The 22,180-nt window shown below is 70.8% G+C and carries 22 protein-coding genes; 14 read left to right on the forward strand and 8 right to left on the reverse strand.

Features of this window, described 5'->3' with window-relative positions; genetic code table 11:
• The first annotated feature begins 25 nt into the window (after window positions 1–25).
• The 8 genes from ACWEOW_RS18415 (at window position 26) to ACWEOW_RS18450 (ending at window position 9,656) form a co-directional block, all read left to right on the forward strand.
• Window positions 26–778: a methyltransferase domain-containing protein gene (locus ACWEOW_RS18415; protein WP_452270682.1), complete on the forward strand. Its 753-nt coding sequence runs from the start codon at window positions 26–28 to the stop codon at window positions 776–778.
• Window positions 775–1,260 (forward strand): nucleoside deaminase, encoded by a 486-nt coding sequence (locus tag ACWEOW_RS18420; protein ID WP_452270683.1) that lies wholly within the window; start codon window positions 775–777, stop codon window positions 1,258–1,260. Before ACWEOW_RS18415 ends, ACWEOW_RS18420 begins: the two co-directional genes overlap by 4 nt.
• 196 nt (window positions 1,261–1,456) lie before the next feature.
• The gene (locus ACWEOW_RS18425; RefSeq protein WP_452270684.1) at window positions 1,457–2,380 is read left to right on the forward strand and encodes a hypothetical protein; all 924 of its coding nucleotides are present in this window, start codon (window positions 1,457–1,459) and stop codon (window positions 2,378–2,380) included.
• A gap of 364 nt (window positions 2,381–2,744) precedes the next feature.
• Window positions 2,745–5,360, forward strand: coding sequence for an ATP-dependent Clp protease ATP-binding subunit (locus tag ACWEOW_RS18430; RefSeq protein WP_452270685.1), 2,616 nt, complete (start codon window positions 2,745–2,747; stop codon window positions 5,358–5,360).
• A gap of 197 nt (window positions 5,361–5,557) precedes the next feature.
• A complete protein-coding gene (locus ACWEOW_RS18435; RefSeq protein WP_452270686.1) occupies window positions 5,558–6,484 on the forward strand; it encodes an ABC transporter ATP-binding protein in 927 nt (308 codons plus the stop codon).
• Window positions 6,481–7,815, forward strand: coding sequence for an FtsX-like permease family protein (locus ACWEOW_RS18440; RefSeq protein ID WP_452270687.1), 1,335 nt, complete (start codon window positions 6,481–6,483; stop codon window positions 7,813–7,815). The genes ACWEOW_RS18435 and ACWEOW_RS18440 overlap by 4 nt, the downstream gene beginning before the upstream one ends.
• A gap of 33 nt (window positions 7,816–7,848) precedes the next feature.
• A complete protein-coding gene (locus ACWEOW_RS18445; RefSeq protein ID WP_452270688.1) occupies window positions 7,849–9,108 on the forward strand; it encodes an LCP family protein in 1,260 nt (419 codons plus the stop codon).
• Window positions 9,105–9,656 (forward strand): amino-acid N-acetyltransferase, encoded by a 552-nt coding sequence (locus ACWEOW_RS18450; RefSeq protein WP_452270689.1) that lies wholly within the window; start codon window positions 9,105–9,107, stop codon window positions 9,654–9,656. The genes ACWEOW_RS18445 and ACWEOW_RS18450 overlap by 4 nt, the downstream gene beginning before the upstream one ends.
• A 276-nt stretch (window positions 9,657–9,932) precedes the next feature.
• Here the strand turns inward: ACWEOW_RS18450 and ACWEOW_RS18455 are convergent, their stop codons facing one another.
• From ACWEOW_RS18455 to ACWEOW_RS18465, 3 genes are read right to left on the reverse strand one after another with little or no spacing between them, the layout of a single operon-like run.
• Complete coding sequence (locus tag ACWEOW_RS18455; RefSeq protein ID WP_452270690.1) at window positions 9,933–10,904, reverse strand: ABC transporter ATP-binding protein; 972 nt, start codon at window positions 10,902–10,904, stop codon at window positions 9,933–9,935.
• Complete coding sequence (locus ACWEOW_RS18460) at window positions 10,901–11,704, reverse strand: ABC transporter permease (RefSeq protein WP_452270691.1); 804 nt, start codon at window positions 11,702–11,704, stop codon at window positions 10,901–10,903. Before ACWEOW_RS18460 ends, ACWEOW_RS18455 begins: the two co-directional genes overlap by 4 nt.
• Window positions 11,697–12,491, reverse strand: coding sequence for an ABC transporter permease (locus tag ACWEOW_RS18465; RefSeq protein ID WP_452270692.1), 795 nt, complete (start codon window positions 12,489–12,491; stop codon window positions 11,697–11,699). Before ACWEOW_RS18465 ends, ACWEOW_RS18460 begins: the two co-directional genes overlap by 8 nt.
• Window positions 12,492–12,546: 55 nt before the next feature.
• Between ACWEOW_RS18465 and ACWEOW_RS18470 the strand changes: the two genes are divergently transcribed.
• Entirely contained in the window at window positions 12,547–13,092 is a 546-nt protein-coding gene (locus ACWEOW_RS18470; RefSeq protein WP_452270693.1) for a gluconokinase, read from the forward strand.
• Entirely contained in the window at window positions 13,093–13,482 is a 390-nt protein-coding gene (locus tag ACWEOW_RS18475; protein ID WP_452270694.1) for a PPOX class F420-dependent oxidoreductase, read from the forward strand.
• Window positions 13,483–13,579: 97 nt separating this feature from the next.
• Here ACWEOW_RS18475 and ACWEOW_RS18480 read toward each other — a convergent pair whose 3' ends face one another.
• Genes ACWEOW_RS18480 through radA form a run of 3 tightly spaced genes read right to left on the reverse strand, consistent with a single transcriptional unit; the run spans window position 13,580 to window position 17,059 of the window.
• Window positions 13,580–14,470 (reverse strand): A/G-specific adenine glycosylase, encoded by an 891-nt coding sequence (locus ACWEOW_RS18480; RefSeq protein WP_452270706.1) that lies wholly within the window; start codon window positions 14,468–14,470, stop codon window positions 13,580–13,582.
• A 44-nt stretch (window positions 14,471–14,514) separates the two neighbouring features.
• Window positions 14,515–15,591, reverse strand: a complete 1,077-nt coding sequence (disA, locus tag ACWEOW_RS18485; protein WP_452270695.1) for a DNA integrity scanning diadenylate cyclase DisA — start codon at window positions 15,589–15,591, stop codon at window positions 14,515–14,517.
• Between the two features lie 55 nt (window positions 15,592–15,646).
• Window positions 15,647–17,059 carry a DNA repair protein RadA gene (gene radA / locus ACWEOW_RS18490; protein WP_452270696.1) on the reverse strand — a complete coding sequence of 471 codons (1,413 nt, stop codon included), beginning with the start codon at window positions 17,057–17,059 and terminating at the stop codon, window positions 15,647–15,649.
• Between the two features lie 60 nt (window positions 17,060–17,119).
• Here radA and ACWEOW_RS18495 point away from each other — a divergent pair, with 60 nt between their 5' ends.
• Both ACWEOW_RS18495 and ACWEOW_RS18500 read left to right on the forward strand, forming a co-directional pair.
• Entirely contained in the window at window positions 17,120–17,332 is a 213-nt protein-coding gene (locus ACWEOW_RS18495; RefSeq protein WP_452270697.1) for a hypothetical protein, read from the forward strand.
• A 141-nt stretch (window positions 17,333–17,473) separates the two neighbouring features.
• The gene (locus ACWEOW_RS18500; RefSeq protein ID WP_452270698.1) at window positions 17,474–17,803 is read left to right on the forward strand and encodes a histone-like nucleoid-structuring protein Lsr2; all 330 of its coding nucleotides are present in this window, start codon (window positions 17,474–17,476) and stop codon (window positions 17,801–17,803) included.
• 151 nt (window positions 17,804–17,954) lie between these two features.
• Here the strand turns inward: ACWEOW_RS18500 and ligD (ACWEOW_RS18505) are convergent, their stop codons facing one another.
• Together ligD (ACWEOW_RS18505) and ligD (ACWEOW_RS18510) are read right to left on the reverse strand one after the other, a co-directional pair.
• On the reverse strand, window positions 17,955–18,839 hold the full coding sequence (gene ligD / locus ACWEOW_RS18505; RefSeq protein WP_452270699.1) for a non-homologous end-joining DNA ligase: 885 nt from the start codon (window positions 18,837–18,839) through the stop codon (window positions 17,955–17,957).
• The gene (ligD, locus tag ACWEOW_RS18510; protein ID WP_452270700.1) at window positions 18,839–19,786 is read right to left on the reverse strand and encodes a non-homologous end-joining DNA ligase; all 948 of its coding nucleotides are present in this window, start codon (window positions 19,784–19,786) and stop codon (window positions 18,839–18,841) included. The genes ligD (ACWEOW_RS18505) and ligD (ACWEOW_RS18510) overlap by 1 nt, the downstream gene beginning before the upstream one ends.
• Window positions 19,787–19,804: 18 nt before the next feature.
• Between ligD (ACWEOW_RS18510) and ku the strand changes: the two genes are divergently transcribed.
• Window positions 19,805–20,776 (forward strand): non-homologous end joining protein Ku, encoded by a 972-nt coding sequence (gene ku, locus ACWEOW_RS18515; protein ID WP_452270701.1) that lies wholly within the window; start codon window positions 19,805–19,807, stop codon window positions 20,774–20,776.
• 102 nt (window positions 20,777–20,878) lie between these two features.
• On the forward strand, window positions 20,879–22,105 hold the full coding sequence (locus ACWEOW_RS18520; RefSeq protein ID WP_452270702.1) for an acetyl-CoA hydrolase/transferase family protein: 1,227 nt from the start codon (window positions 20,879–20,881) through the stop codon (window positions 22,103–22,105).
• Window positions 22,106–22,180 lie beyond the last annotated feature (75 nt).

Consider the following 22,180-nt stretch of genomic DNA (forward strand, 5'->3'; position numbering starts at 1 on the left):
CACGACGCCGGGCAAGGATCGGGGCATGCCCGCGCTGGACCACCTGACCAAGGACGCGTACCCCAAGTCGGCGAAGTACGACGCGATGTGGCTCGTCGACCTCGACATGGGCCCGCACCCGCTGTGGCTGCTCGAGGATCTCGCGGCCGACCTCGACCTGCGCCCCGGGATGCGCGTGCTCGACCTCGGGTCCGGCCTCGGTGCGACCTCGGTGTTCCTGGCCAAGGAGTACGGCGTCCGGGTCATCGCCGCCGACCTGTGGGTCGACCCGAGCGAGGCGGGCGACGTGTTCCGCAAGGAGGGCGTCGACGACCGGATCCTGCCGATGCGCGTCGACGCTCATGCGCTGCCGTTCGGCCGCGGGTCGTTCGACGCGATCATCAGCATCGACGCCTGGGAGTACTTCGGGACGGGCGACCACTACCCGCCGTACCTCGCGAAGTTCCTGAAGCCGGGCGGCCAGCTGGGCGTGGCGACACCGGCGCTCACGACCGAGATCCGCGACCTCGGCGAGATCCCGGAGCACATCGACCGCGTCGTCGGCGCGGAGAGTGCGGCGTGGCACACCGCGGACTGGCTGCGGAGCCAGTGGGAGTTCAGCCGGGCCTTCGCCAAGGTCACCGCCCGCACGCAGCCGGAGGGCTGCGCCAACTGGCTGCTGTGGGAGCGGGCCGTCATGGAGCTCAAGGGACAGTCCAGCTCGCCCGTCCAGGCGATGCTCGAGGCCGACGGAGGCGCCTTCGTCACGTTCGCGCTGGTCACCGGGAGGGTCGCGTGAGCATCTCCGAGAGCGACCTCGGCCACCTGGAGCGGGCCGTCGACCTGGCCCGACTCGCGCTGGAGCGCGGCGACGAGCCGTTCGGCTCGGTGCTCGTGTCCGGCGACGGCGAGGTGCTCTTCGAGGACCACAACCACGTCGTGGCGCTGGAGGCCACCCAGCATCCCGAGTTCGCGATCGCCCGCTGGGCCGGCGCCAACCTGTCCCCCGAGGAGCGGGAGACCGCGGTCGTCTACACCTCGGGCGAGCACTGCCCGATGTGCTCGGCCGCGCACGGCTGGGTCGGCCTCGGCCGCATCGTGTATGCCGTCAGCTCGGCCCAGCTGGGCCGGTGGCGGTCGGCGTGGGGCGCGGAACCTTCGCCGGTGACGCCCTACTCGATCCAGCAGGTGGTCCCTGGCGTCGTCGTCGACGGGCCGGCGCCTCAGCTCGAGGACGACGTGCGCGCTCTGCACGAGCGCTTCGCGCGCGGCGACGCCTGACCCAGCTATAGCCACACGCGCGCCGCGGCCCCCAAATGGGGGCCAGGCCCCGGAACCCGCGCCCACACGCGCGCCGCGGCCCCCAAATGGGGGGCCAGGCCCCGGAACCCGCACCCACACGCGCGCCGCGGCCCCCAAATGGAATGGCTGTGGAAAGCCGCAGCGACCGGATCCCCAGCTGATGGATCGTCGCGTCATGTTCCCCACACCCGGTATGCCCTTCAGGCGCTCAGATGCCGCCGGCGAGATCTCCGAGTGGGATCTGCGCCGAAAACACCGCGCGCTGTTTCACGGCGTCTACGTGTGCATCGAGGCCCCGGTCACCGAGGTGCTGCTCGCGCAGGCCGCGCTGCTCGTCGCCGAACCCGGCAGCTACCTTTCCCACCACACCGCAGCACGCCTCCTCGGTGCGGTGGTGCCGGATGACCCGGATGTCCACGTCACGTCACCACGGTTGCGCGTGAAGGGCGCTGGGCTCGTAGGGCACCGGCCCAAGTGTGCGCAGCGGGTCGTGACGTGGAAGGGACTGCGCGTCACGGCACCGGTCCAGACGTTCCTCGATATGGCACACCGGCTGACACTCGTGGACCTCGTTGTGCTCGGTGACTCGTTGGTCCGACGTGGGCGCACCACGACGACCCAGCTGGTGTCAGCGGCCGGGGCGCACCGTGGTCCCTACTCGCGCCTCGCGCGCCGGGCCGCATCGCTCGTGCGCGCCGGGGTCGACTCGGCCATGGAGACCCGCGTGCGTCTGCTCATCGTGCTCGCCGGCCTGCCCGAGCCCGAGGTCGACCATCGCGTACACGGTGACGACGGATCGCTTCTCTACCGGTTCGACCTCGCCTACGTCATCTGGTCGCTGATCATCGAATACGACGGGCGACAGCACGCCGAGTCGCTCGAGCAGTGGTCACGTGACATCGGGCGCGACGAGCAGCTCGACGACTGGAAGATCCGCCGCCTGGTCATCACCGCAGAGGACGTGTATCGCACGCCCGCGCGCACACTCGGCCGCATCACCAACGCCATGAGAAGCGTGGGTATGCCGGTGCCGGCGCTCCGTGACGAGTGGCGACGCCACTTCCCGAGCCGCCCCGGCGACCTGCCGCATCCAGCCTGACGGAACCGACGGGCGCCCCGCGGCCCCCAAACGGAGGCCGCACACCCGGAACCCGCACCAGCAACGCGCCGCGGCCCCCAAACCGAGGCCGCACACCCGGAACCCGCACCAGCTACGCGCCGCGGCCCCGAAACCGAGGCCGCACACCCGGAACCCGCACCAGCTACGCGCCGCGGCCCCCAAACGGAGGCGCCGCACCACGAGCCTGCTCCCCTGTCCGCTCATGGCGAACAGATGTTGAACCTGAGCGGATCCCGCTCAGGATGGGGAACAGGAGGGCACACCCCCGCGTTGGTCGGGATGTGCTCACTGACAGCGGGCACGGATAGCATCGAGATGTCTCTCGATCAGTCAGGAGAAGAACATGTTCGAACGGTTCACCGACAGGGCCCGAAGGGTGGTCGTGCTGGCGCAGGAAGAGGCGCGCCTGCTCAACCACAACTACATCGGTACCGAGCACATCCTCCTGGGTCTGATCCACGAAGGCGAAGGCGTCGCCGCGAAGGCCCTCGAGTCCCTCGACATCTCGCTCGAGGCGGTCCGGGCCCAGGTCCAGGAGATCATCGGTCAGGGGCAGCAGGCCCCGACCGGCCACATTCCGTTCACGCCCCGCGCCAAGAAGGTGCTCGAGTACTCGCTGCGCGAGGCGCTGCAGCTCGGCCACAGCTACATCGGCACCGAGCACATCCTGCTCGGCCTCATCCGCGAGGGTGAGGGTGTCGCCGCGCAGGTGCTCGTCAAGCTCGGCGCGGAGCTCAACAAGGTCCGTCAGCAGGTCATCCAGCTCCTCTCGGGCTACCAGGGCGCCCAGAGCGGCGAGAAGGCGGGCGCCGGCGTCGGCCAGGGGCAGACCGAGGCCACCCCGGCCGGGTCGCTCGTGCTCGACCAGTTCGGCAGAAATCTCACGCAGGCTGCCCGCGAGGGCAAGCTCGACCCGGTCATCGGGCGTGAGAAGGAGATCGAGCGGGTCATGCAGGTGCTGAGCCGCCGCACGAAGAACAACCCGGTCCTCATCGGCGAGCCCGGCGTCGGCAAGACCGCCGTCGTCGAGGGCCTGGCCCAGGACATCGTCAAGGGCGAGGTGCCCGAGACGCTCAAGGACAAGCAGCTCTACACCCTCGACCTCGGCTCGCTCGTCGCGGGCAGCCGCTACCGCGGTGACTTCGAGGAGCGGCTGAAGAAGGTCCTCAAGGAGATCCGCACCCGCGGCGACATCATCATCTTCATCGACGAGATCCACACGCTCGTCGGTGCCGGTGCCGCTGAGGGCGCGATCGACGCTGCGTCGATCCTCAAGCCGATGCTCGCCCGCGGCGAGCTGCAGACGATCGGCGCGACGACGCTCGACGAGTACCGCAAGCACATCGAGAAGGACTCTGCCCTCGAGCGGCGCTTCCAGCCGATCCAGGTGCAGGAGCCGACGCTTCCGCACGCCATCGAGATCCTCAAGGGCCTGCGCGACCGCTACGAGGCGCACCACCGCGTCACGATCACCGACGGCGCCCTGGTGGCCGCGGCGAACATGGCCGACCGCTACGTCAACGACCGGTTCCTGCCGGACAAGGCGATCGACCTCATCGACGAGGCGGGCGCGCGTCTGCGCATCCGCCGGATGACGGCTCCGCCGGACCTTCGCGAGTACGACGAGAAGATCGCCGCGCTCGTGCGGGAGAAGGAGTCCGCCATCGACGGTCAGGACTTCGAGCGCGCCGCCCGGGTCCGCGACGACGAGAAGCGCCTGCGCCACGAGAAGGCCGCCCGCGAGGCCCAGTGGAAGTCGGGCGACATGGACGTCGTCGCCGAGGTCGACGAGGAGCTCATCGCCGAGGTCCTGGCGGCGAGCACCGGCATCCCGGTGTTCAAGCTCACCGAGGAGGAGAGCAGCCGCCTGCTCCACATGGAGGACGAGCTGCACAAGCGGATCGTCGGCATGGACGACGCCGTCAAGGCACTGTCGCAGGCGATTCGCCGCACGCGCGCCGGGCTGAAGGACCCGCGCCGTCCCGGTGGCTCGTTCATCTTCGCCGGTCCCACCGGTGTCGGTAAGACCGAGCTCGCCAAGACGCTCGCCGAGTTCCTCTTCGGCAGCGAGGACGCGCTGATCAGCCTCGACATGTCCGAGTACTCCGAGAAGCACACGGTGAGCCGTCTCTTCGGCTCCCCGCCCGGCTACGTCGGCTACGAAGAGGGCGGCCAGCTGACCGAGAAGGTCCGCCGCAAGCCGTTCTCGGTCGTGCTGTTCGACGAGGTCGAGAAGGCCCACCCGGAGATCTTCAACTCGCTGCTGCAGGTGCTCGAGGACGGCCGCCTGACCGACTCCCAGGGTCGGATGGTCGACTTCAAGAACACCGTCATCATCATGACGACGAACCTCGGCACACGCGACATCTCCAAGGCCTCCATGGGCTTCAGCGCCGGACCCGACAGCCGCTCGGACTACGAGCGGATGAAGGCGAAGGTCACCGACGAGCTCAAGCAGCACTTCCGCCCGGAGTTCCTCAACCGTGTCGACGACACGATCGTGTTCCCACACCTGACCAAGGGCGAGATCACGCAGATCGTCGACCTCGAGATCGCCAAGCTCGACAAGCGGCTCAAGGACAAGGACATGGGCATCGAGCTCACGCCCGCGGCCAAGGACCTGCTCGCCAAGCGGGGGTACGACCCCGTGCTCGGCGCGCGCCCGCTGCGCCGCACCATCCAGCGCGAGATCGAGGACGCCCTCTCGGAGAAGATCCTCTACGCCGAGTTCACGTCCGGCCAGTACGTCCAGGTCGACACCGAGGGCGAGGGCAAGGAGGAGACGTTCGTCTTCCGCGGCATGACGCACCCGGACAAGGCGCACCGCCCGGCCGACGATCTCGACGACCTGCCCGAGGGAGCCGCGCTCGACGAGGCGCTCGGGGTCAACGTCCACGCCCCGTCGACCGTCCCCGACGACACGGTCTACCCGGACACGGTGACGGGCACGGAGCGCTGAGCCGCTAGGCACGACGCGGCCCGCCTCGCTGGGTCGCGGATCGCACGAAGGGCCGGGAACCACACGGTTCCCGGCCCTTCGTCATGTTCCGATGCGACCTTGGGAGCGCTGGGTCATACCAGGGTCGTATGCCGTCCGGCGCAGCAGGCGACCAGCGGCCGACGCGGGCGGCTGCCTTGGGCCACAAGGCTGGTCGTATGAGCAACGACTACTGGACCCAGACCTCGACACACACGGCCCAGACGAACGGGGTCCCGACGAACACGGTCCCGACGCACGAGGTCCCGACGAACGAGATCCCCGGGAGCGCGTGGACGAGCGGGCTCGCGACGAGCGCACGGACGCCGCACGGTGCCTACGCGAGTGCCGCGACTGCGACGGTCGACACTCCCCGACCTGCGACCGGTGAGCCCGACCTCGTCGCGCGTGGGCTCGTCATGACCTACGGCCGCGACGCCGCAGCCACGCTGCCCGCCCTCGGTGGCGTCGACCTGACTGTCCATGCCGGCGAGAGCATCGCCGTCATGGGCCCGTCGGGGTCCGGCAAGACGACGCTGCTGCACGTCGTGGCCGGCATCCTGCGCCCCACCTCAGGGCAGGTGCTGTGGCGCGGACGCGACATCGCGCGCATGGCGGACCGCGAGCGCACCGTGCTGCGCCGCAAGGACTTCGGCTTCGTCTTCCAACAGGGGATGCTGCTGCCCGAGCTGCCCGCGGTGGAGAACGTGGCGCTCCCGCTCATGCTCGACGGCATACCGCGTTCGCAGGCGACCGCCCGCGCCGGGGCGCTCTTTCCCGCCCTCGGCCTCGCCGGTCTCGAGAAGCGCCGCCCCGGCGAGCTGTCGGGAGGTCAGGCCCAGCGGGTGGCGATCGCACGCGCGGTCGTCGCCCGTCCCGGCGTCGTCTTCGCCGACGAGCCGACCGGCGCGCTCGACCAAGGCACGAGCGCCGAGGTGATGCGGCACCTCACGGGGCTGACGGCCCACACCGGCGCAGCCCTCGTCGTCGTGACCCACGACCAGAACGTCGCCGCCTGGTGTGACACCGTGGTGCGGGTCCAGGACGGCCGGGTCGTCGAGCGCGTCGCCAAGCCGGCCCGCACGGCAGGGCAGGTCCCGGCATGACCGCCGCGATCCGCCTGTGGTGGCGGTTGCGTGCCGTCAGCGCCAGGGACGACCGCATGCCAGGCCTGCTCGCGGTGCTCGCGTTCGCGGTCGCGACGGCGGCGCTGCTCGTGTGCATCGGTGGGCTCGGGGCGTTCGAGGCCCGCAACGCCACGCCGCCCTCGACCGGCGGCGGTGGCCTGGCGATCGACGCCGCCTCCATCGGGGAGCTGTACGTGACCCTCGCCTGGATCGCGACGACCTGCATGGTCATCCCGATCCTGACGCTCGGCGGAGTCGCGGCCCGCCTGGCCATCGCACGACGCGACCAGCGCCTCGCCGCGCTTCGGCTGACCGGGGCGACCTCGGGCCAGGTCACCGTCATGACCCTCGCGGAGGCGGCCGCCCAGGCCCTGCTCGGCGCGCTGGCCGGCGTGGTCCTCTATGCCGTCTCCCTGCCGCTCGTGGCCCAGCTGACCTTCCAGGGCAGCCGGCTCGAGGTCGGCGAGCTCCTCGTCCCCGCATGGAAGCTCGCCGCCGTGGTGGCCGCGGTCGTCGTCGTCGCGGTGCTGTCGGGGGCCTCGAGCCTGGCCCGGGTCGCGATCAGCCCGCTCGGGGTGGCCGAGCGCACGTCGCCGAAGCGGCTCAGCCTGGTCCGGGTGGCCTTCGCGCTCGTGGCGGGCGCCGCGTGGGTCCTGGTCATGACGCCGATGAAGGAGCCGCAGCGCGCGACCATCGTCGTGTTCCTCGCCGCGATGATCCTCGCGGTCAACGCGGTCGGGCCGTTCGTGGTCATGGTCACGGGCCGGACCGCGGCCCGTCTCGCACCCACGGCGACGACCCTGCTGGCCGCACGCCGGATCGCCGATGACCCCCGGAGCACCTGGCGCGCGGTCGGTGCGCTGGGGCTTGCGGTCGTCGTCGTAGGGTTCACGAGCCTGGCCTCCTCCGACCAGCCGGCATCACCCGTCGAGCAGTTCCTCGCCGCCGACCTGGCGACCGGGGCCCTGGTCACCCTCGTCATCATCTCGATCGTCGGGGCGACCTCGACCGGCGTGGTGCAGGCCGCCCGCGTGCTCGACCAGCGCGACCAGTACCGCGCGCTCGCCCTGGCCGGCACGAGCGAGCGGACCCTGCACCGAGCCCGCACCTGGGAGGTGGCGCTTCCGCTCCTGGTGACGATCGCGGTCGCGGCCGGGTTCGTGCTCGTGCTCATGCTGCCGTTCACGGGCCGGATCGACTCCGCGCTGGTCGTCCGGTTCGCAGTGACCTCGCTCGCGGCCGGCGGTCTGGTCGTCGCGTCGGTCCTCGCCTCGCGCTCGCTCGTTCGCACCGCCTCCCGCGTCGTGTGAGAAGCCCATGACCTTGTCGTCTACGGTGGGGCCGTGACCTCAGTGCACCGCCCCACGGGGGCGCCGCGACCCCGCGCGGTCACCGCGCGACCCGGCCACACGGCATACCCCCGCGGTGGGCGCCGACGCGTCGCGACGGGAGTCGCGGCTCTGGTCACCGTGCTCGCGACCGCGGTTCTGGGCGCATGCACGTCGGACGAGCCCGGCGCCCCACCCGCCACAAGCGGGACCGGGCAGGGCTCCGACGGGGAGGGCGCGCCGGCCTCCCTCGTCACCGTCAGCGGCGCGCCCGCGCCGCTCGCACACCTCGTCACCACCGTGTATGCCGGGGGCGACCTCGCGAAGGAGTCGTCCCCTTCCGCGGCCGCTGCGCTCAAGGCCCGCAAGCCTGCGACGGGGGCCGTCGCGGCGAAGGCTGCGGTGGGGTCGTGGATGGGCACTCCGGTCGCCGTCGTCACCGCGGGCGACGACGTGACCCTGGCGGTCGGTCCGACGTGGAAGGTCGTCGGCGGCTGGTGGCCGTCGCTCGGGGTCTCGAAGCCGAGCCTCGGCGGCGGGCCCCGGTGGGTGCTCGCGATCGGCTCGGACGCCCGCAAGGGGCAGCCCGTCGAGCGCACCCGTGCCGACGTCCTCCAGGTGCTCGGGGTCGACGGCACGGGCGGCGGTGGGATCATGGGCATGGCCAGAGATCTGTGGGTTCCGCTGTCGACCGGAGGCAAGGGCAAGATCAACTCCGCGATGGTGTTCGGCGGGCCCGAGGCGCAGGTGCAGACCGTCCACGACGTCACCGGCCTGCCGATCCAGGGCTACGTCGTCGTCGGTTTCTCCGGCTTCAAGAAGATCGTCGACGAGCAGGGCGGCATCCCCATCGTCATCCCGAAGACGGTCGTCGCCTCGCACGCGAAGAACCTCGTCATCAAGGCCGGGCCGCAGACGCTCACCGGGGCGCAGGCGCTCGCCTACGCGCGCGAACGCAAGACCCTGCCCGACGGCGACTTCGGCAGGTCCCGGCATCAGGGCGAGGTGATCCTGGCGGCGGCGATCAAGGCCAAGCTCGCGGGACCGATCGCGATCCCGTCGGCGCTGACCAGCTTCAGCAAGGTCGGGTACAGCAACCTCACGGCCGAGCAGATCCTGACCTTCACCGCCGCCCTGCACACACTGAGCCCGCTCAAGGTCGGGCGCGGGGTCGCCAAGGGCGCGTTCGGCTGGGCCGGCCGGCAGTCCATCGTCGTGCTCGGCGACCAGGCCCGGGCGCTGTTCGCCGACTTCCGTGACGGGAACCTCTCATGACCGCCGCCCCCAACGCTGCGCCGGAGCCCGGCGCGAGGCCTGCCGCCCGTCCCGCCCCGACGATCCGGCGCGCGCGCACGGCCGACGTTCGCGGCATACGCAGCCTTGTGGCGCCGCTCGCCGAGCGCCGGGTGCTGGTGAGCAAGGAGGCGGTGACGTACTACGAGAGCGTCCACGAGTTCCGCGTCGCCGAGCTCGACGGGCACATCGTCGGCTGCGGCGCGCTGCACGTCATGTGGGAGGACCTCGCCGAGATCCGCACCCTCGCGGTCGCGGACGACCAGCTCGGCTCGGGGCTGGGCGGGCGGATCCTCGAGGAGCTCGTCCAGGACGCCCGCGACATCGGGGTCGCCCGCCTGTTCTGCCTCACGTTCGAGACGGCATTCTTCACGCGTCACGGCTTCGAGGCGATCGAGGGCCAAGCCGTGTCGCACGAGGTGTACGCCGAGCTGCTGCGGTCCTATGACGAGGGCGTCGCGGAGTTCCTCGACCTCGAGCGGGTCAAGCCCAACACGCTGGGCAACACCCGGATGCTCCGCACCCTCTGACCTCTCCCACCCCCTCCCCGCCAGTCGAGTGGCCCCGTCGTCCCACCGTCCCCACCCCGACCCGATGTCGAGCGGCCGCCTGGTCACATGCGTCACACAATCCGTGTGACGGGGAGGCCACTCGACATGGACGCCCGCCGAACGCGTGTGACGGGGAGGCCACTCGACATGGACGCCCGCCGAACGCGTGTGACGGGGAGGCCACTCGACATGGACGCCCGCCGAACACGTGTGACGGGGAGGCCACTCGACGTTGATGGGGTTGGCAACGATGGGTCAGGCGCGTCCGGACGCGGCGTAGATGCGCCGGACGACGTCCTCGATGTCGGGCTCCTCGATGGTCAAGTCGCGAACCGTGGCGCGCGCCGAGACGTGTGCCAGCACCGCGGCCGGGTTCGTCGCCTGAGCGTCGAAGGCCAGGCGCTGTCGCAGGCCGCCGGACTCGCTGTCGACGAGGGTCGTCGCCGGCACGTCGTCGAGGTCTCGGGTCGGCTCGGCGAGGTCGATGACGAGCATCCGCTGGGCGCCGACCGTCGCGGCAAGACCGGGCAGCGTGCCGTCGAAGGCCAGGCGTCCATGGTCGACGACGAGCACGCGGTCGCAGAGCCGCTCGATGTCGCCCATGTCGTGCGTGGTCAGCAGCAGCGTCGTGCCGCGGTCCCGGCGCTCGGCCACGAGGAACTCGCGGAGCCGCTGCTTGGACAGGACATCCAGGCCGATCGTCGGTTCGTCGAGGATGAGCAGCTCCGGCGAGTGGATCAGGGCCGCGGCGATCTCCGCCCGCATCCGCTGGCCGAGCGACAGCGACCGCACGGGTGTGCCCAGCTGCGGTCCCATCTCGAGCTGCTCGACGAGCAGGTCCGTGCGCGCCCGGGCGGTCTGCTCGTCGAGGCGGTGGATCGCGGTGAGGATCGTGAACGACTCCCGAAGGGGCAGGTCCCACCACAGCTGCGAGCGCTGCCCGAAGACGACACCCACCCGACGGGCGACCTCGATCCGCTGACGCATCGGGTCCAGGCCGCAGGTCCTGACCAGCCCGGCGGTCGGCTTGAGGATGCCGGTCAGCATCTTGATCGTCGTCGACTTGCCGGCACCGTTGGCGCCGATGTAGCCGACGGACTCGCCCGCCTCGACCCTGAAGCTCATGCGGTCGACGGCGCGGACCTTCTTGAAGTCGCGCACCAGGTCGCTGGTCTCGATGACGGCTCCGCGATCCGTGCCGACGGTCGTCGACGGCATACTGCTCATCCGCCTGCTCCTTGGTAGTGACGGATGCCGTACCTCCAGCACAGGCCGGCGATCCCCCAGGCGAGGAGCGCGGCGAGCGGGGTGAACCACGCCAGCCACGGCGGGCTCAGCGGGCCGCCCGGCAGGCCGAGGATCTGCAGCGCGGGAAGGTAGGCGACGAACGCGGTCGGGATGACGAAGGTCCAGAAGATCCGTAGCGGACCCGGGAAGACCTGCTGACTCTGCTGGGCGGCATACGCCCCGCCGTAGGTGAAGGCGTTGGTGAACTCGGCGCCGTCGACGAGGAAGAACTGCAACCCGCCGGCGGCGGTGAACAGGGCCGCGAAGATCGCCGTCCCGCTCACGACCGTCAGGACGATCAGGGCGACCGTCGCCGGCGACCACACGATGTCCGATGCCGTCAGCGCGACGACGAGCGCGACCCCCGCGACCGAGAGCCGCCCCACCCGCCGAAGCGACAGGTCGCTTGTCATGAACTGCGCCAGCAGCGGCAGTGGCCGGACGTAGAACGCGTCGATGGTGCCCGCCCGGATGTAGCCGGGCAGCCCGTCGAGGTGGCCCACGAACATGTCGGCGAGCGAGAACGACAGGTTCGACAGCGCGAAGACGAGCAGCGCCTGCTTGAAGTCCAGCCCGCCCAGGAACTCGACGTTGTGGAAGATCACCCACACCTCGGCGAGCTCGGCAAGACCCACGCCGATGGTGCCGACGATGTCCGTGACGAAGGACGTGCGGTACTGCATCTGCGCGCGGGCACGCGACGCGAGCAGCACGCGGTATGGGCGCAGCAGGTCACCCACCCTGCACCTCCAGCTTGCGTCGGCCCGCACGGGTGACGACCTGACCCAGCGCGAGGAGCACGACGGCCCAGAAGACCTGCGAGGCGATGGTCGGGATGATGTCGGCGCCAGCGACCCGGCCCGCGAGGATGTCGATCGGGTGCTGCAGCATCGATGGGAACGGCGACCAGTTGGCGAGCGTCTGCAGCCAGTCAGGGAACCACGGCACGGGCAGGTAGAGACCGCACAGCAGTCCCCCGGTGATCATCCAGAGCAGCCGGATGCCGCGGATGTCGACGAGCCAGAACGACAGCAGGTTGATGACGAAGTTGCCGGCGAATGCCACCACGACGGCGAGGACGAGGGCAACGCACCCCGCGACCCAGCTGGCCGCGCTGGGTGGCCACGCCATGTCGAACAGGAGCGCGCCGAACAGCAGTGCGGGAACGCCACGGCCGAGGAGGTTGATGCCCGCGCGCCCGAGATCGCCTGCAAGATAAGCGAGCTGAGGGTTCAAGGGTCGCAGGAAGTCGATGGCGACGTCACCGGTGCGGACCCGGTCGGAGATCTCCTGGAAGCCCCAGAGGTTGACCGTCCCGAGCAGCGCCTGGCCCCACCACACGAACGCGACCGCCGTCGGCGCGTCGTAGCCGCCGATGTCGGTCCCTGCCGACTCGAGGGCGGCTAGCAGGATCGATGCTCGGATGAGGCCGAACACCGAGTTCGTCGTCATGCCTGCCAGCAGGGCCAGCCGGTAGGTCGAGTGGCGACGGAAGCCGGCTCGCACGAGGAGCCAGAAGGTTTTCACGGCTCCCTCCGGGGCGAGCAGGCGGGAGACGGCACGAGGGGCTACGTTACAAGCCGTGGCCCCGTCGTTCAACGCACCCGTGACCCAGCCGATGGTCGTTGTCGTGATGGGAGTGTCCGGCACCGGCAAGAGCACGGTGGCGCGCGAGCTCGCCTCCGCGATGCACTGGCCGTTCGCAGAGGGCGACGACTTCCACTCGGCGGCCAACGTGGCCAAGATGCACGGCGGCCGGCCGCTCACCGACGACGACCGGTGGCCCTGGCTCGAGTCGATCGGTGCGTGGATCGGCGAGCGAGAGCAGCACGGCGAGTCGGGCGTGGTGACCTGCTCGGCCCTGCGGCGGGCCTACCGCGACGTGCTCCGGCGCGATCGCCCGGTGGTCCGATTCCTCCACGTGACGGTTCCGCCGGAGGTGATCCAGGACCGCATCGTCCGGCGGACCGACCACTTCATGCCGGCGTCGCTGCTCGGGAGCCAGCTCGACACGCTCGAACCGCTCCAGCCCGACGAGCCGGGCGCGCTCGTGGTCAACGAGGGGACGCCCGCGGCGGTTGTCGACCGCGCGATCGCCGCGCTCGGGCTGACGCGGCCGGGTGCGTGAATGGCCCACGACCCCCAGACCCTCTCCGAAGCCGCCGCGACCTTTCTCACCGAACGTCATCTCGCCACCCTGACGACCCTCCGGCCGGACGGCACGCCGCACGTGGTGCCAGTCGGGTTCACTTGGGACAGTGAGGCGCTCGTTGCCCGGGTCATCACAAGCCGGACCAGCCGCAAGGCCCGCAACGCGGCGCAGGGGTGCTCTGCGGTGCTGTGCCAGTTCGAGGGTCGCTACTGGCTGTCGCTCGAAGGGACGGCGCGGGTGGTCGACGACCCGGGCGCGGTGCGGGATGCCGAGCAGAGGTATGCCGCTCGCTACCGCCAGCCCCGACCGAACCCTGAGCGCGTGGTGATCGTGGTCACCGTCCAGCGCATCCTCGGCAACGTGTGACGCGTGGGACCAAGTGCTCACTCGACCAGCTCGGGACAGCGGACCCACGTCGAGTGAGCAGTCGGTCCCACGCTCCACGTCGAGTGAGCGCTCGGGGTCAGGTCGGGAGGCGGTAGCGCGCCTGGGCGAGGGGCTCGACGAGTCCGTCGGCGACGAGCGAGTCGAGACATCGCATCACCTGCGCCCGGTCGGGTGCCGCGTCGGCCAGTGCCTCCAGCACGACAGCCGCGTGGGCGTCGCGAAGGCGCCGCATCAGCTCGCCGCGCACCTGCCGGTCCGTGCCGTGCCAGGCCTGCCCGCGCCGTGGTGGCCCGTCGTATGCCGGTCGGCCGGCCACATTCCACCGGCACAGGTCGGCGATCGGGCAGTCATCGCACCGGGGGGCGCGCGCCACGCACACGAGGGCACCGAGCTCCATCACCGCGACGTTCCAGGTGTTGGCCGCGGCGCGCTCGTCGGGCATGCAGTCGCGGGCGAGGTCGGACTCGGCGCGGGTGAGGGTCAGGTGCGCGAAGGCCTTGCCCTCGAGGGCCCGGGCCTGCACCCGCCGGATGTTGGTGTCGACGACGACCTCGGGGATCCCGAACGCGAAGCAGGAGACCGCTGCAGCCGTGTAGGCGCCGACGCCGGGCAGCGCGCGCAGCTCGTCGGACGAGCCAGGCACCTCTCCCCCGTGCCGTTCGACCATCGCGGTCGCCGCCTCGTGGAGGCGCAACGCGCGGCGCGGGTAGCCCAGCCGGCCCCAGGCCCGGACCGCGTCACCGGGTGCCGCCTGGGCGAGGGCGGCAGGTGTCGGCCAGCGGCGCATCCACTCGTGCCACACGGGCTCGACCCGCGACAGCGGCGTCTGCTGCGCCATCACCTCGGAGACGAACACGCCCCAGGGGCTGCAGTCCGGGTGCCGCCAGGGCAGGTCTCGGCCGTTGCGCCGATACCAGCCGTTGACCCGCTCGTGCAGGGTCGCGAGCGCCGGCCCACCGGACGGCATACCGGCCCGGCGGGTCGGCTCCAGCCGTCGGGAGTCGGCGACGGTCACACGTAGCGCTCGAGGATGCTCGACTCGGCGAGGCGCGACAGGCCCTCGCGAACCGCCCGCGCGCGGCCCTCGCCGACGCCCTCGACGAGCATGAGGTCCTCGATGCCTGCCGCGAGGAGTCGCTGGAGCGACTCGAAGTGGGCGACGAGGCGGTCGACGATCGCGGTGGGCAGGCGGGGCACCTTGGTGAGCAGGCGGTACCCCTGCGGGCTCACCGGGGCGTCCAGGCTGTCACCGACGACCGAGAATCCGACGGCCCGCGCCCCGGCCGCGAGGTCCAGCAGCTCGACGGAGTTGAGCGTCTGGAGGTTATCGAGCGCCTCGGACAGCGTCAGGCCCGACTTCGTGGCCGGGAGGTAGTCGCGGATGACGAGCTCGCGGTCGTTGCCGAGGCCGCCGACGAGCTCCTCGAGCTGCAGGGCCAGCAGCCGGCCGTCCGTGCCGAGCTCGACGACGTAGTCCTGGATCTCGGCGGAGATCCGGCGCACCATCTCGAGCCGTTGGAGCACGGCCGTGACATCGCGGATCGTCACGAGGTCCTCGATCTCGAGCGCCGAGAGCGTGCCGGTCACCTCGTCGAGGCGCGCCTTGTAGCGCTCGAGGGTCTGCAGCGCCTGGTCGGCCCGCGAGAGCGTCGTCGGCGAGCCCTCGATGACGTGCCGCTTGCCACCGACGTAGAGCGCGACGACGCCCATCGACTGGCTCACCGAGATGACCGGGAAGCCGGTCTGCTTGGCCACGCGCTCGGCCGTGCGGTGCCGGGTGCCGGACTCGCTCGTCTCGATGCGGGAGTCGGGCACAAGCTGCGTCGCAGCGCGCATGATGCGGGTGCCTTCGCGGTCGAGGACGACGGCGCCGTCCATCTTGCACAGCTCACGAAGCCGGGTGGCGGAAAACTCGACGTCGAGCGCGAATCCGCCCGTGCAGATCGACTCGACCACCTTGTCGTGGCCGAGCACGATGAGCGCTCCGGTGCGTCCGCGCAGGATGCGCTCCAGGCTGTCCCGCAGCTCGGTGCCGGGGGCGACAGCGGCGAGGGCCGCGCGCAGCAGCAGCTCGTCGTTCCGGTCCATCACTTCCCTGTCAGCAAAGGGGGCGCCGAGCGCGTCCACCGCGGTCGGTGGCAGTCTAGACGGTGGCGACGGCTGGTGCGTCCGTTGACCGCGCACCGGCGAGGCGACCCATCGCTTCGATCGCGCGAGGCACGTCGGACACCTCGACAACGCGTATGCCGTCGGGCAGCGTGGAGTCGGCGACGCTCCCCTGCGGCACGAGCGCGTGACGGAAGCCGAGGCGGGCAGCCTCGGCCAGCCGGCGGTCGAGCCCGGTGACTCGCCGCACCTCACCGGCGAGTCCGACCTCGCCGAACGCGACCACGTCGGGCGCGAGCGGCCGGTCGACGACGGAGCTGGCGAGGGCGCACACGAGGGCGAGGTCGGCTGCGGGCTCGGTGATCCGCACTCCGCCCACCGTCGCAGCGAAGATGTCGCGTGAGCCGACCGGCGCCCCGGCGCGTTTGTCGAGCACCGCGATGACCATGGCGAGCCGCGAGGCGTCGAGGCCGCTCGACGTCCGGCGGGGCGAGGGCAGGGTCGAGGGCGCCACGAGCGCCTGCACCTCGGCAACCAGCGGCCGCCGGCCCTCGAGCGTCACCGTGACACACGTGCCGGCGACGGCGTGGTCGCGGCTCGACAGGAACAGGCCGCTCGGGTCGGGCAGGCCGGTGATCCCGACGTCGGACAGGTCGAAGCAGCCGACCTCGTCGGTGGGACCGAAGCGGTTCTTGACCGCCCGGACGAGGCGGAGCCGGGAGTGCCGGTCACCCTCGAACTGCACGACGACGTCGACGAGGTGCTCGAGGACTCGAGGCCCCGCGATCGAGCCGTCCTTGGTCACGTGGCCGACGAGCAGCACCGAGACGCCGCGGGCCTTGGCGACCTGGATGAGGCTCGCCGCGACCTCCCGCACCTGCGAGACGTTGCCCGCCTGACCCTCGACATCGGCGCTGGAGACGGTCTGCACGGAGTCGACGACGAGCAGCGACGACAGACGCGCCTCGACGTGGCCGAGCACGGTGGCCAGGTCGGTCTCGGCCGCGAGGTAGAGCGTGTCGGCGATCGCATCGATCCGTCCCGCGCGGGCGCGCACCTGCGCGGCCGACTCCTCCCCCGTGATGTACAGGACATCCGCACCCCCGCGGGCCGTCCGCGCCGCCACGTCGAGCAGCAGGGTCGACTTGCCGACGCCGGGCTCGCCGGCGACGAGGACCACGGCCCCCGGGACCAGACCGCCGCCCAGGACCCGGTCGAACTCGGCGACGCCCGTCGGGCGCGAGGCCGCCCGCGAGACGTCGATGTCGCCGATGCGCTGCGCCGGCGTGGCGACGGAAGCCGGCGCGGTGCGTGCGGCGGCCGCGCCCACCTCGCCGACGGTGCCCCAGGCCTGGCACTCGCCGCAGCGGCCGACCCACTTCACGGTGCTCCACCCGCACTCGGCACACCGGAATCCGGCCGGGCGTCTGGTCGTGGTCCTCGATGCCATGGGGACGAAGGTACGGGCCAGGACCGACACTGGTGAGCAGCGAGCCGGCAGCGTGCGAAAATGGACACCATGGATGCGGTCATGCCCTACGTGCTCGCCCTGGTCCCGACGATCGGGGTGGCGACGCTGTTCTATTTCGTGATCAAGACCATTCTCGAGGGCGACCGGCGGGAACGAATTGCCCAGGCTAAGTGGGAAGCCGACCACGACCGGGCGTCGAATGGTACAAACCGCCACTCGGAGACCCCCGGACCGGCCGACACGAATCGCTGACGAAGTGCGGGATCCGTACCTATTCGGACATGCAGCATTCGAGGTAAATGCATTTTCGACGTTGGCCATGTAAATTGTTGTCGCCGCGAGCCCCGATTTCTCGCGGAACCCCTCCAAACCGACAACTTCAGATGGAGAAACATGGCACAGCGTGTCGAAGTGGTGTTGATCGACGACCTCGATGGTGGGACGGCGGCCGAGACGGTCACCTTCGCCCTCGACGGGGTCTCGTACGAGATCGACCTGTCCGACAAGAACGCCCGCAAGCTGCGTGCGGACCTGTCGACGTGGACGGGTCACGCTCGTAAGGCCGGTGGCGTGCGCGGTGGCTCGCGTCGCCGCGGCGGTGGTTCGGCCAAGCGCGCCGACCTGAGCGCGGTCCGCGAGTGGGCGCGGGCCAACGGTCACTCGGTCTCTGACCGTGGCCGGATCTCGGCTGAGGTCCAGGCCGCCTACGACAAGGCGCACTGACAACCGGTCGTCAAACCCTCATGTGAAGAGGCCCGGCATCGTCGAGTGCCGGGCCTCTCGACGCCCCGCCGCGCTTTTGGCAGACCTCACCCGAAGCCTGCCCCTCGACGAAATGCCGCGAAGGCGCGGTTAGGGTAAGTCGCGGGCAGTGTCACGTGGTGATGTCGGCCGCGAGGTCGCCGTCGTCCTCGACCCTGTCGAGGACCTCCTCCATCCTCAGCTGGTCCAGCTCCCCGCCCCCGGCACCCGACTCGATCTCCTCCCACGATCGCGGCGCCGCGACCGTCGGGGCGTCGCGCCCGCGCAGCGAGTAGGGGCACACCGTCGTCTTCGCCGCGACGTTCTGGCTCCAGTCGAGGAAGATCTTCCCCGGCCGCACCTCCTTGGCCATCTTCCACACGATGAGGTCCGGGTGCTTCTTCGTCAGCTCCTGCGCAAGCTGCTGGACGGTGTCGCGGATCTGGTCGGCCGTGTGGCCGCCCGGCAGGACGGCATACAGCTGCAGGCCCTTGCTGCCGCTCGTCACGGGGACCGTCGACAGGCCGATCTCCGCGAGCCGCTCACGGACGACGAGCGCGACCCGGGCGCACTCGGGCAGGCCCATGCCGGGCCCGGGGTCGAGGTCGATGACGAGTCGGTCGGGGTTGAGCATGAGGGCATCGCGGCCCTCGCCCTCGTAGCGCCACTGGTGGACGTGCAGCTCGAGGGAGTTGAGGTTGGCGAAGAAGGTCAGCCCGGCGAGGTCGTCGATGAGCGGGAAGACGGGGTCGCGCCCGGCCCGCCGGATCCACGACGGTGTGCCGGCGGGAAGGTTCTTCTCGAAGAACTGCATGTCGCCGACGCCGTGCGGATAGCGGATCCGCGTGACCGCGCGGTCCTTGAGGTGCGGCAGGATCACCGTCGCGACGCGGGCGTAGTAGTCGATGACCTGCGCCTTGGTCGTCCCGGTGCGGGGGTACATCACCTTCTCCAGGCTCGAGAGGCGCATCCGGCGCCCCTCCACCTCGACCGTGACCTTCGGCGCCTCGTAGGGCATCACTCACCGTCCCCGTGGTCGTCGACGTCGTCCGGGGTGAGGTCCGCCCGGAGGCCCTTGTATGCCGGCTGCCTGAGTCTCCCCTGCCCGCTGAGTCCCAGCGACTCGACATCCGCCACCAGGACCGGCCGCACCCACGTGGCCCCCAGCGCGTCCTCGGCGGGCACCTCTCCGCCGAAAGGAGATTCGCCGGATGTGAGGGACTCCAGATCTCGCAGCAGAGCCTGCCCGACCTTGCCCGCGAGCCCGGACCCGACGCGGCCGAGGTAGTGCAGACCGTCAGGGCCGGGCACTCCGACGAGCACCGCGCCCAGCCGGCGCGCGACGGTGCCGGTCGACTCGGGACGCCAGCCACCGATGACGACGGACACCGTGCCGCGGTGGGGAGACTTGAGCCACAAAGGACTCCGCAGACCTGGAACGTATGGGGAGTCGATGCGCTTGGACACGATCCCCTCGAGGCCCTGCTCCTTCGTGGCTGCGTGCAGGACCTGCCCGTCGAGAAACGTCGGCGGCGTCTGCCATCGGGCGTCCATCAGCTCCAGCCGTTCGAGCGTCGACCGCCGGTCCTCCCACGGGCGCGCGAGCAGCTCGACCCCGTAGAGCCGCAACAGGTCGAAGGCCATGAGCGTGACCGGCGTCTGCTCCGCGAGGTGGGCTGCCTTGCGCGCGTCGGTGACGTGCCAGCGCTCGGCCATCGCGGTGAACGACGGTACGCCGCCGCGCAGGGCCACGATCTCGCCGTCCAGGAGCATGTCGGCATACTCGCCGGCGAGCCCGCGCAGCTCCGGGAAGGCCACGGTCACGTCCCGCTCGGTCCGCGAGTACAGCCGGACGGAGCCGTCGGAGACGTCTGCGAGCACGCGCATCCCGTCCCACTTGACCTCGTGTCGCCACCGCTCGCCGGCGGGAATGGCCGACGCGGGCGTCGCGAGCATGGGGCGCATGGGTGCATTCTTGTTCCCATGCGAGCCATCTGGAAAGGCGCCGTGTCGTTCGGTCTGGTCAACGTGCCGGTCCGGCTGTTTTCGGCGACCGAGAACCATGACGTGCAGTTCCGGCAGGTCCACGAGAAGGACGGAGGCCGGATCCGGTACCAGCGCGTCTGCGCGATCGACGGAGAAGAAGTTCCCTATTCAGACATCGCCAAGGGATACGAGACCTCCGACGGCCAGATGGTCGTGCTCAGCGACGAGGACATGAAGAGCCTTCCGTCGCGCTCGTCGAAGGAGATCTCGATCGAGAAGTTCGTTCCATCCGAACAGATCGACCCGCTGCTGTTCGACCGGTCCTACTACCTCGAGCCGGACAAGACCGGCCTCAAGCCGTACGTGCTGCTGCGCGATGCCCTGGAGAAGGCCGACCGGATGGCGCTCGTCACGGTGTCGATCCGCACCCGGATGACCCTGGCCGTGCTTCGGGTCCGCGACGGGGTCATCGTGCTCCAGACACTGCTGTGGGCGGACGAGGTCCGTGCACCGGAGTTCGAGTCCCTCTCCGAGGAGACGCACGCGACCGACAAGGAGCTCGCGATGGCGGCCTCGCTCGTCGACTCGCTCTCGGGCGACTACGAGCCGGACGAGTTCGAGGACGACTACTCCGAGGCGGTCGAGGCGCTCGTGTCCTCGAAGATCGAGGGCGGCGAGCTCACCGAGACGCCCGAGACCAAGGGCGAGGAGACCGAGGTCGTGGACCTGCTCGCCGCTCTGCAGCGCAGTGTCGACAAGGCCAAGGCCGCCAAGTCCGGCGGCGCCGACGAGGCCGCGCCGGCTGCCAAGACCACCGCGAAGAAGGCCGCATCCGGCTCTGCGGCCAAGACGGCGGCAAGCACGCCGGCGAAGAAGACCGCTGCAAAGAAGACGACCGCGAAGAAGACGACCGCGAAGACGACCACGAAGACGACCGCGAAGAAGGCAGCGACCAAGCGCGCCAGCTGAGTCCGACGCGGAGCAACACCCTCCGCAACACACCCGTGAGACGTCCACCACTCCCTTGTGGAGGTGGGCCCACGGCGCACGCCGGTGGGACACGATGGTGATGTGCAGACCGTGACCGTCGAGGAGCTGGCGGGCCGGCTCCGTGCCCTTCCCGAGAACCCCCGAATCGTCTTCAGCGGCAACATGGCGCTGCCGTGGGAGGGCGTCCAGGCCGTCGACACCGCGCTCGAGCGGTACGTCCTGCACGCGCTCAACGCGCCACCCGGCATACCCGACCGGGACGGCGTCACCGCGGAGACCTGCTTCGTCGGCGCCGGTATGCGGCGTCACCCGGGGCTGCGGTACGTGCCCTCTCGGCTGTCCCTCGTCCCGCTGCTCTACTCCCGCGCGCTGACCCCCGACGCCGTCGTGCTGCACTGCGCACCGCCCGTGGACGGGCGGCTGAGCCTTGGGCTCGAGGTCAACGTCCTACCCGCGGCGATCGAGGCTTGCCGGGCTCGCGGCGGCCTCGTCGTCGCGGTCGTCAACCCGCAGATGCCCTACACCTTCGGCGACGCGCTCGTGCCGGTCGAGCACGTCGACGTGGCGATCGAGGTCGACACGCCGCTCGCCTCGCACGAGCCGTCCGAGCCCGACCCCGACAGCCGGGAGATCGGGGCACGCGTGGCGAGCATGGTCGGCGACGGCGCCACGATGCAGCTCGGGATCGGCGCGGTGCCGGACGCGACACTCGAGGCGCTGACCGCCCGACGGGGGCTCCGGCTCTGGACCGAGATGTTCTCCGACGGCGTGCTGGCGCTCGACGAGGCCGGCGCGCTCGACCCAGACCACCCGCTCGTCACGTCGTTCTGCTTCGGCTCGAAGCGTCTCTACGACTGGGTCGACCGCAACCCGCGCGTGCGGATGCTGCGCACCGAGAAGACCAACGACCCCGGCCTGATCGCGCTCCAGCGGCTCATGACGTCGGTCAACACGGCCCTCGAGGTGGACCTGTTCGGCCAGGCCAACGCCTCGCGGATCAACGCCCGGATCCACTCCGGGTTCGGCGGCCAGACCGACTTCATCGTCGGCGCGCTGCACTCTCCGGGTGGGCAGTCGTTCATCGCGCTGCGCTCGTGGCACCCGAAGGCCGACGTGTCGACCATCGTGCCGCTCGTCGACGAGCCGGTGACGAGCTTCCAGCAGAGCGCGGTCGTCACCGAGCACGGCGTCGCGGCGCTATGGGGCCGCGACGAGCGCGAGCAGTGCCGCGACATCATCGACCAGTGTGCTCACCCGCGGGTCCGCGACGACCTGTGGGAGGAGGCCGCCGGGCTCGGCCTGGCCTGACCCGACGTCAGCCGACGCGTGTGTGTGTCGACGTGGCCACTCGACGTGGGCTTGGCCTTTCCACGTCGAGTGGCC

It is taken from the genome of Monashia sp. NPDC004114, from assembly GCF_053603855.1.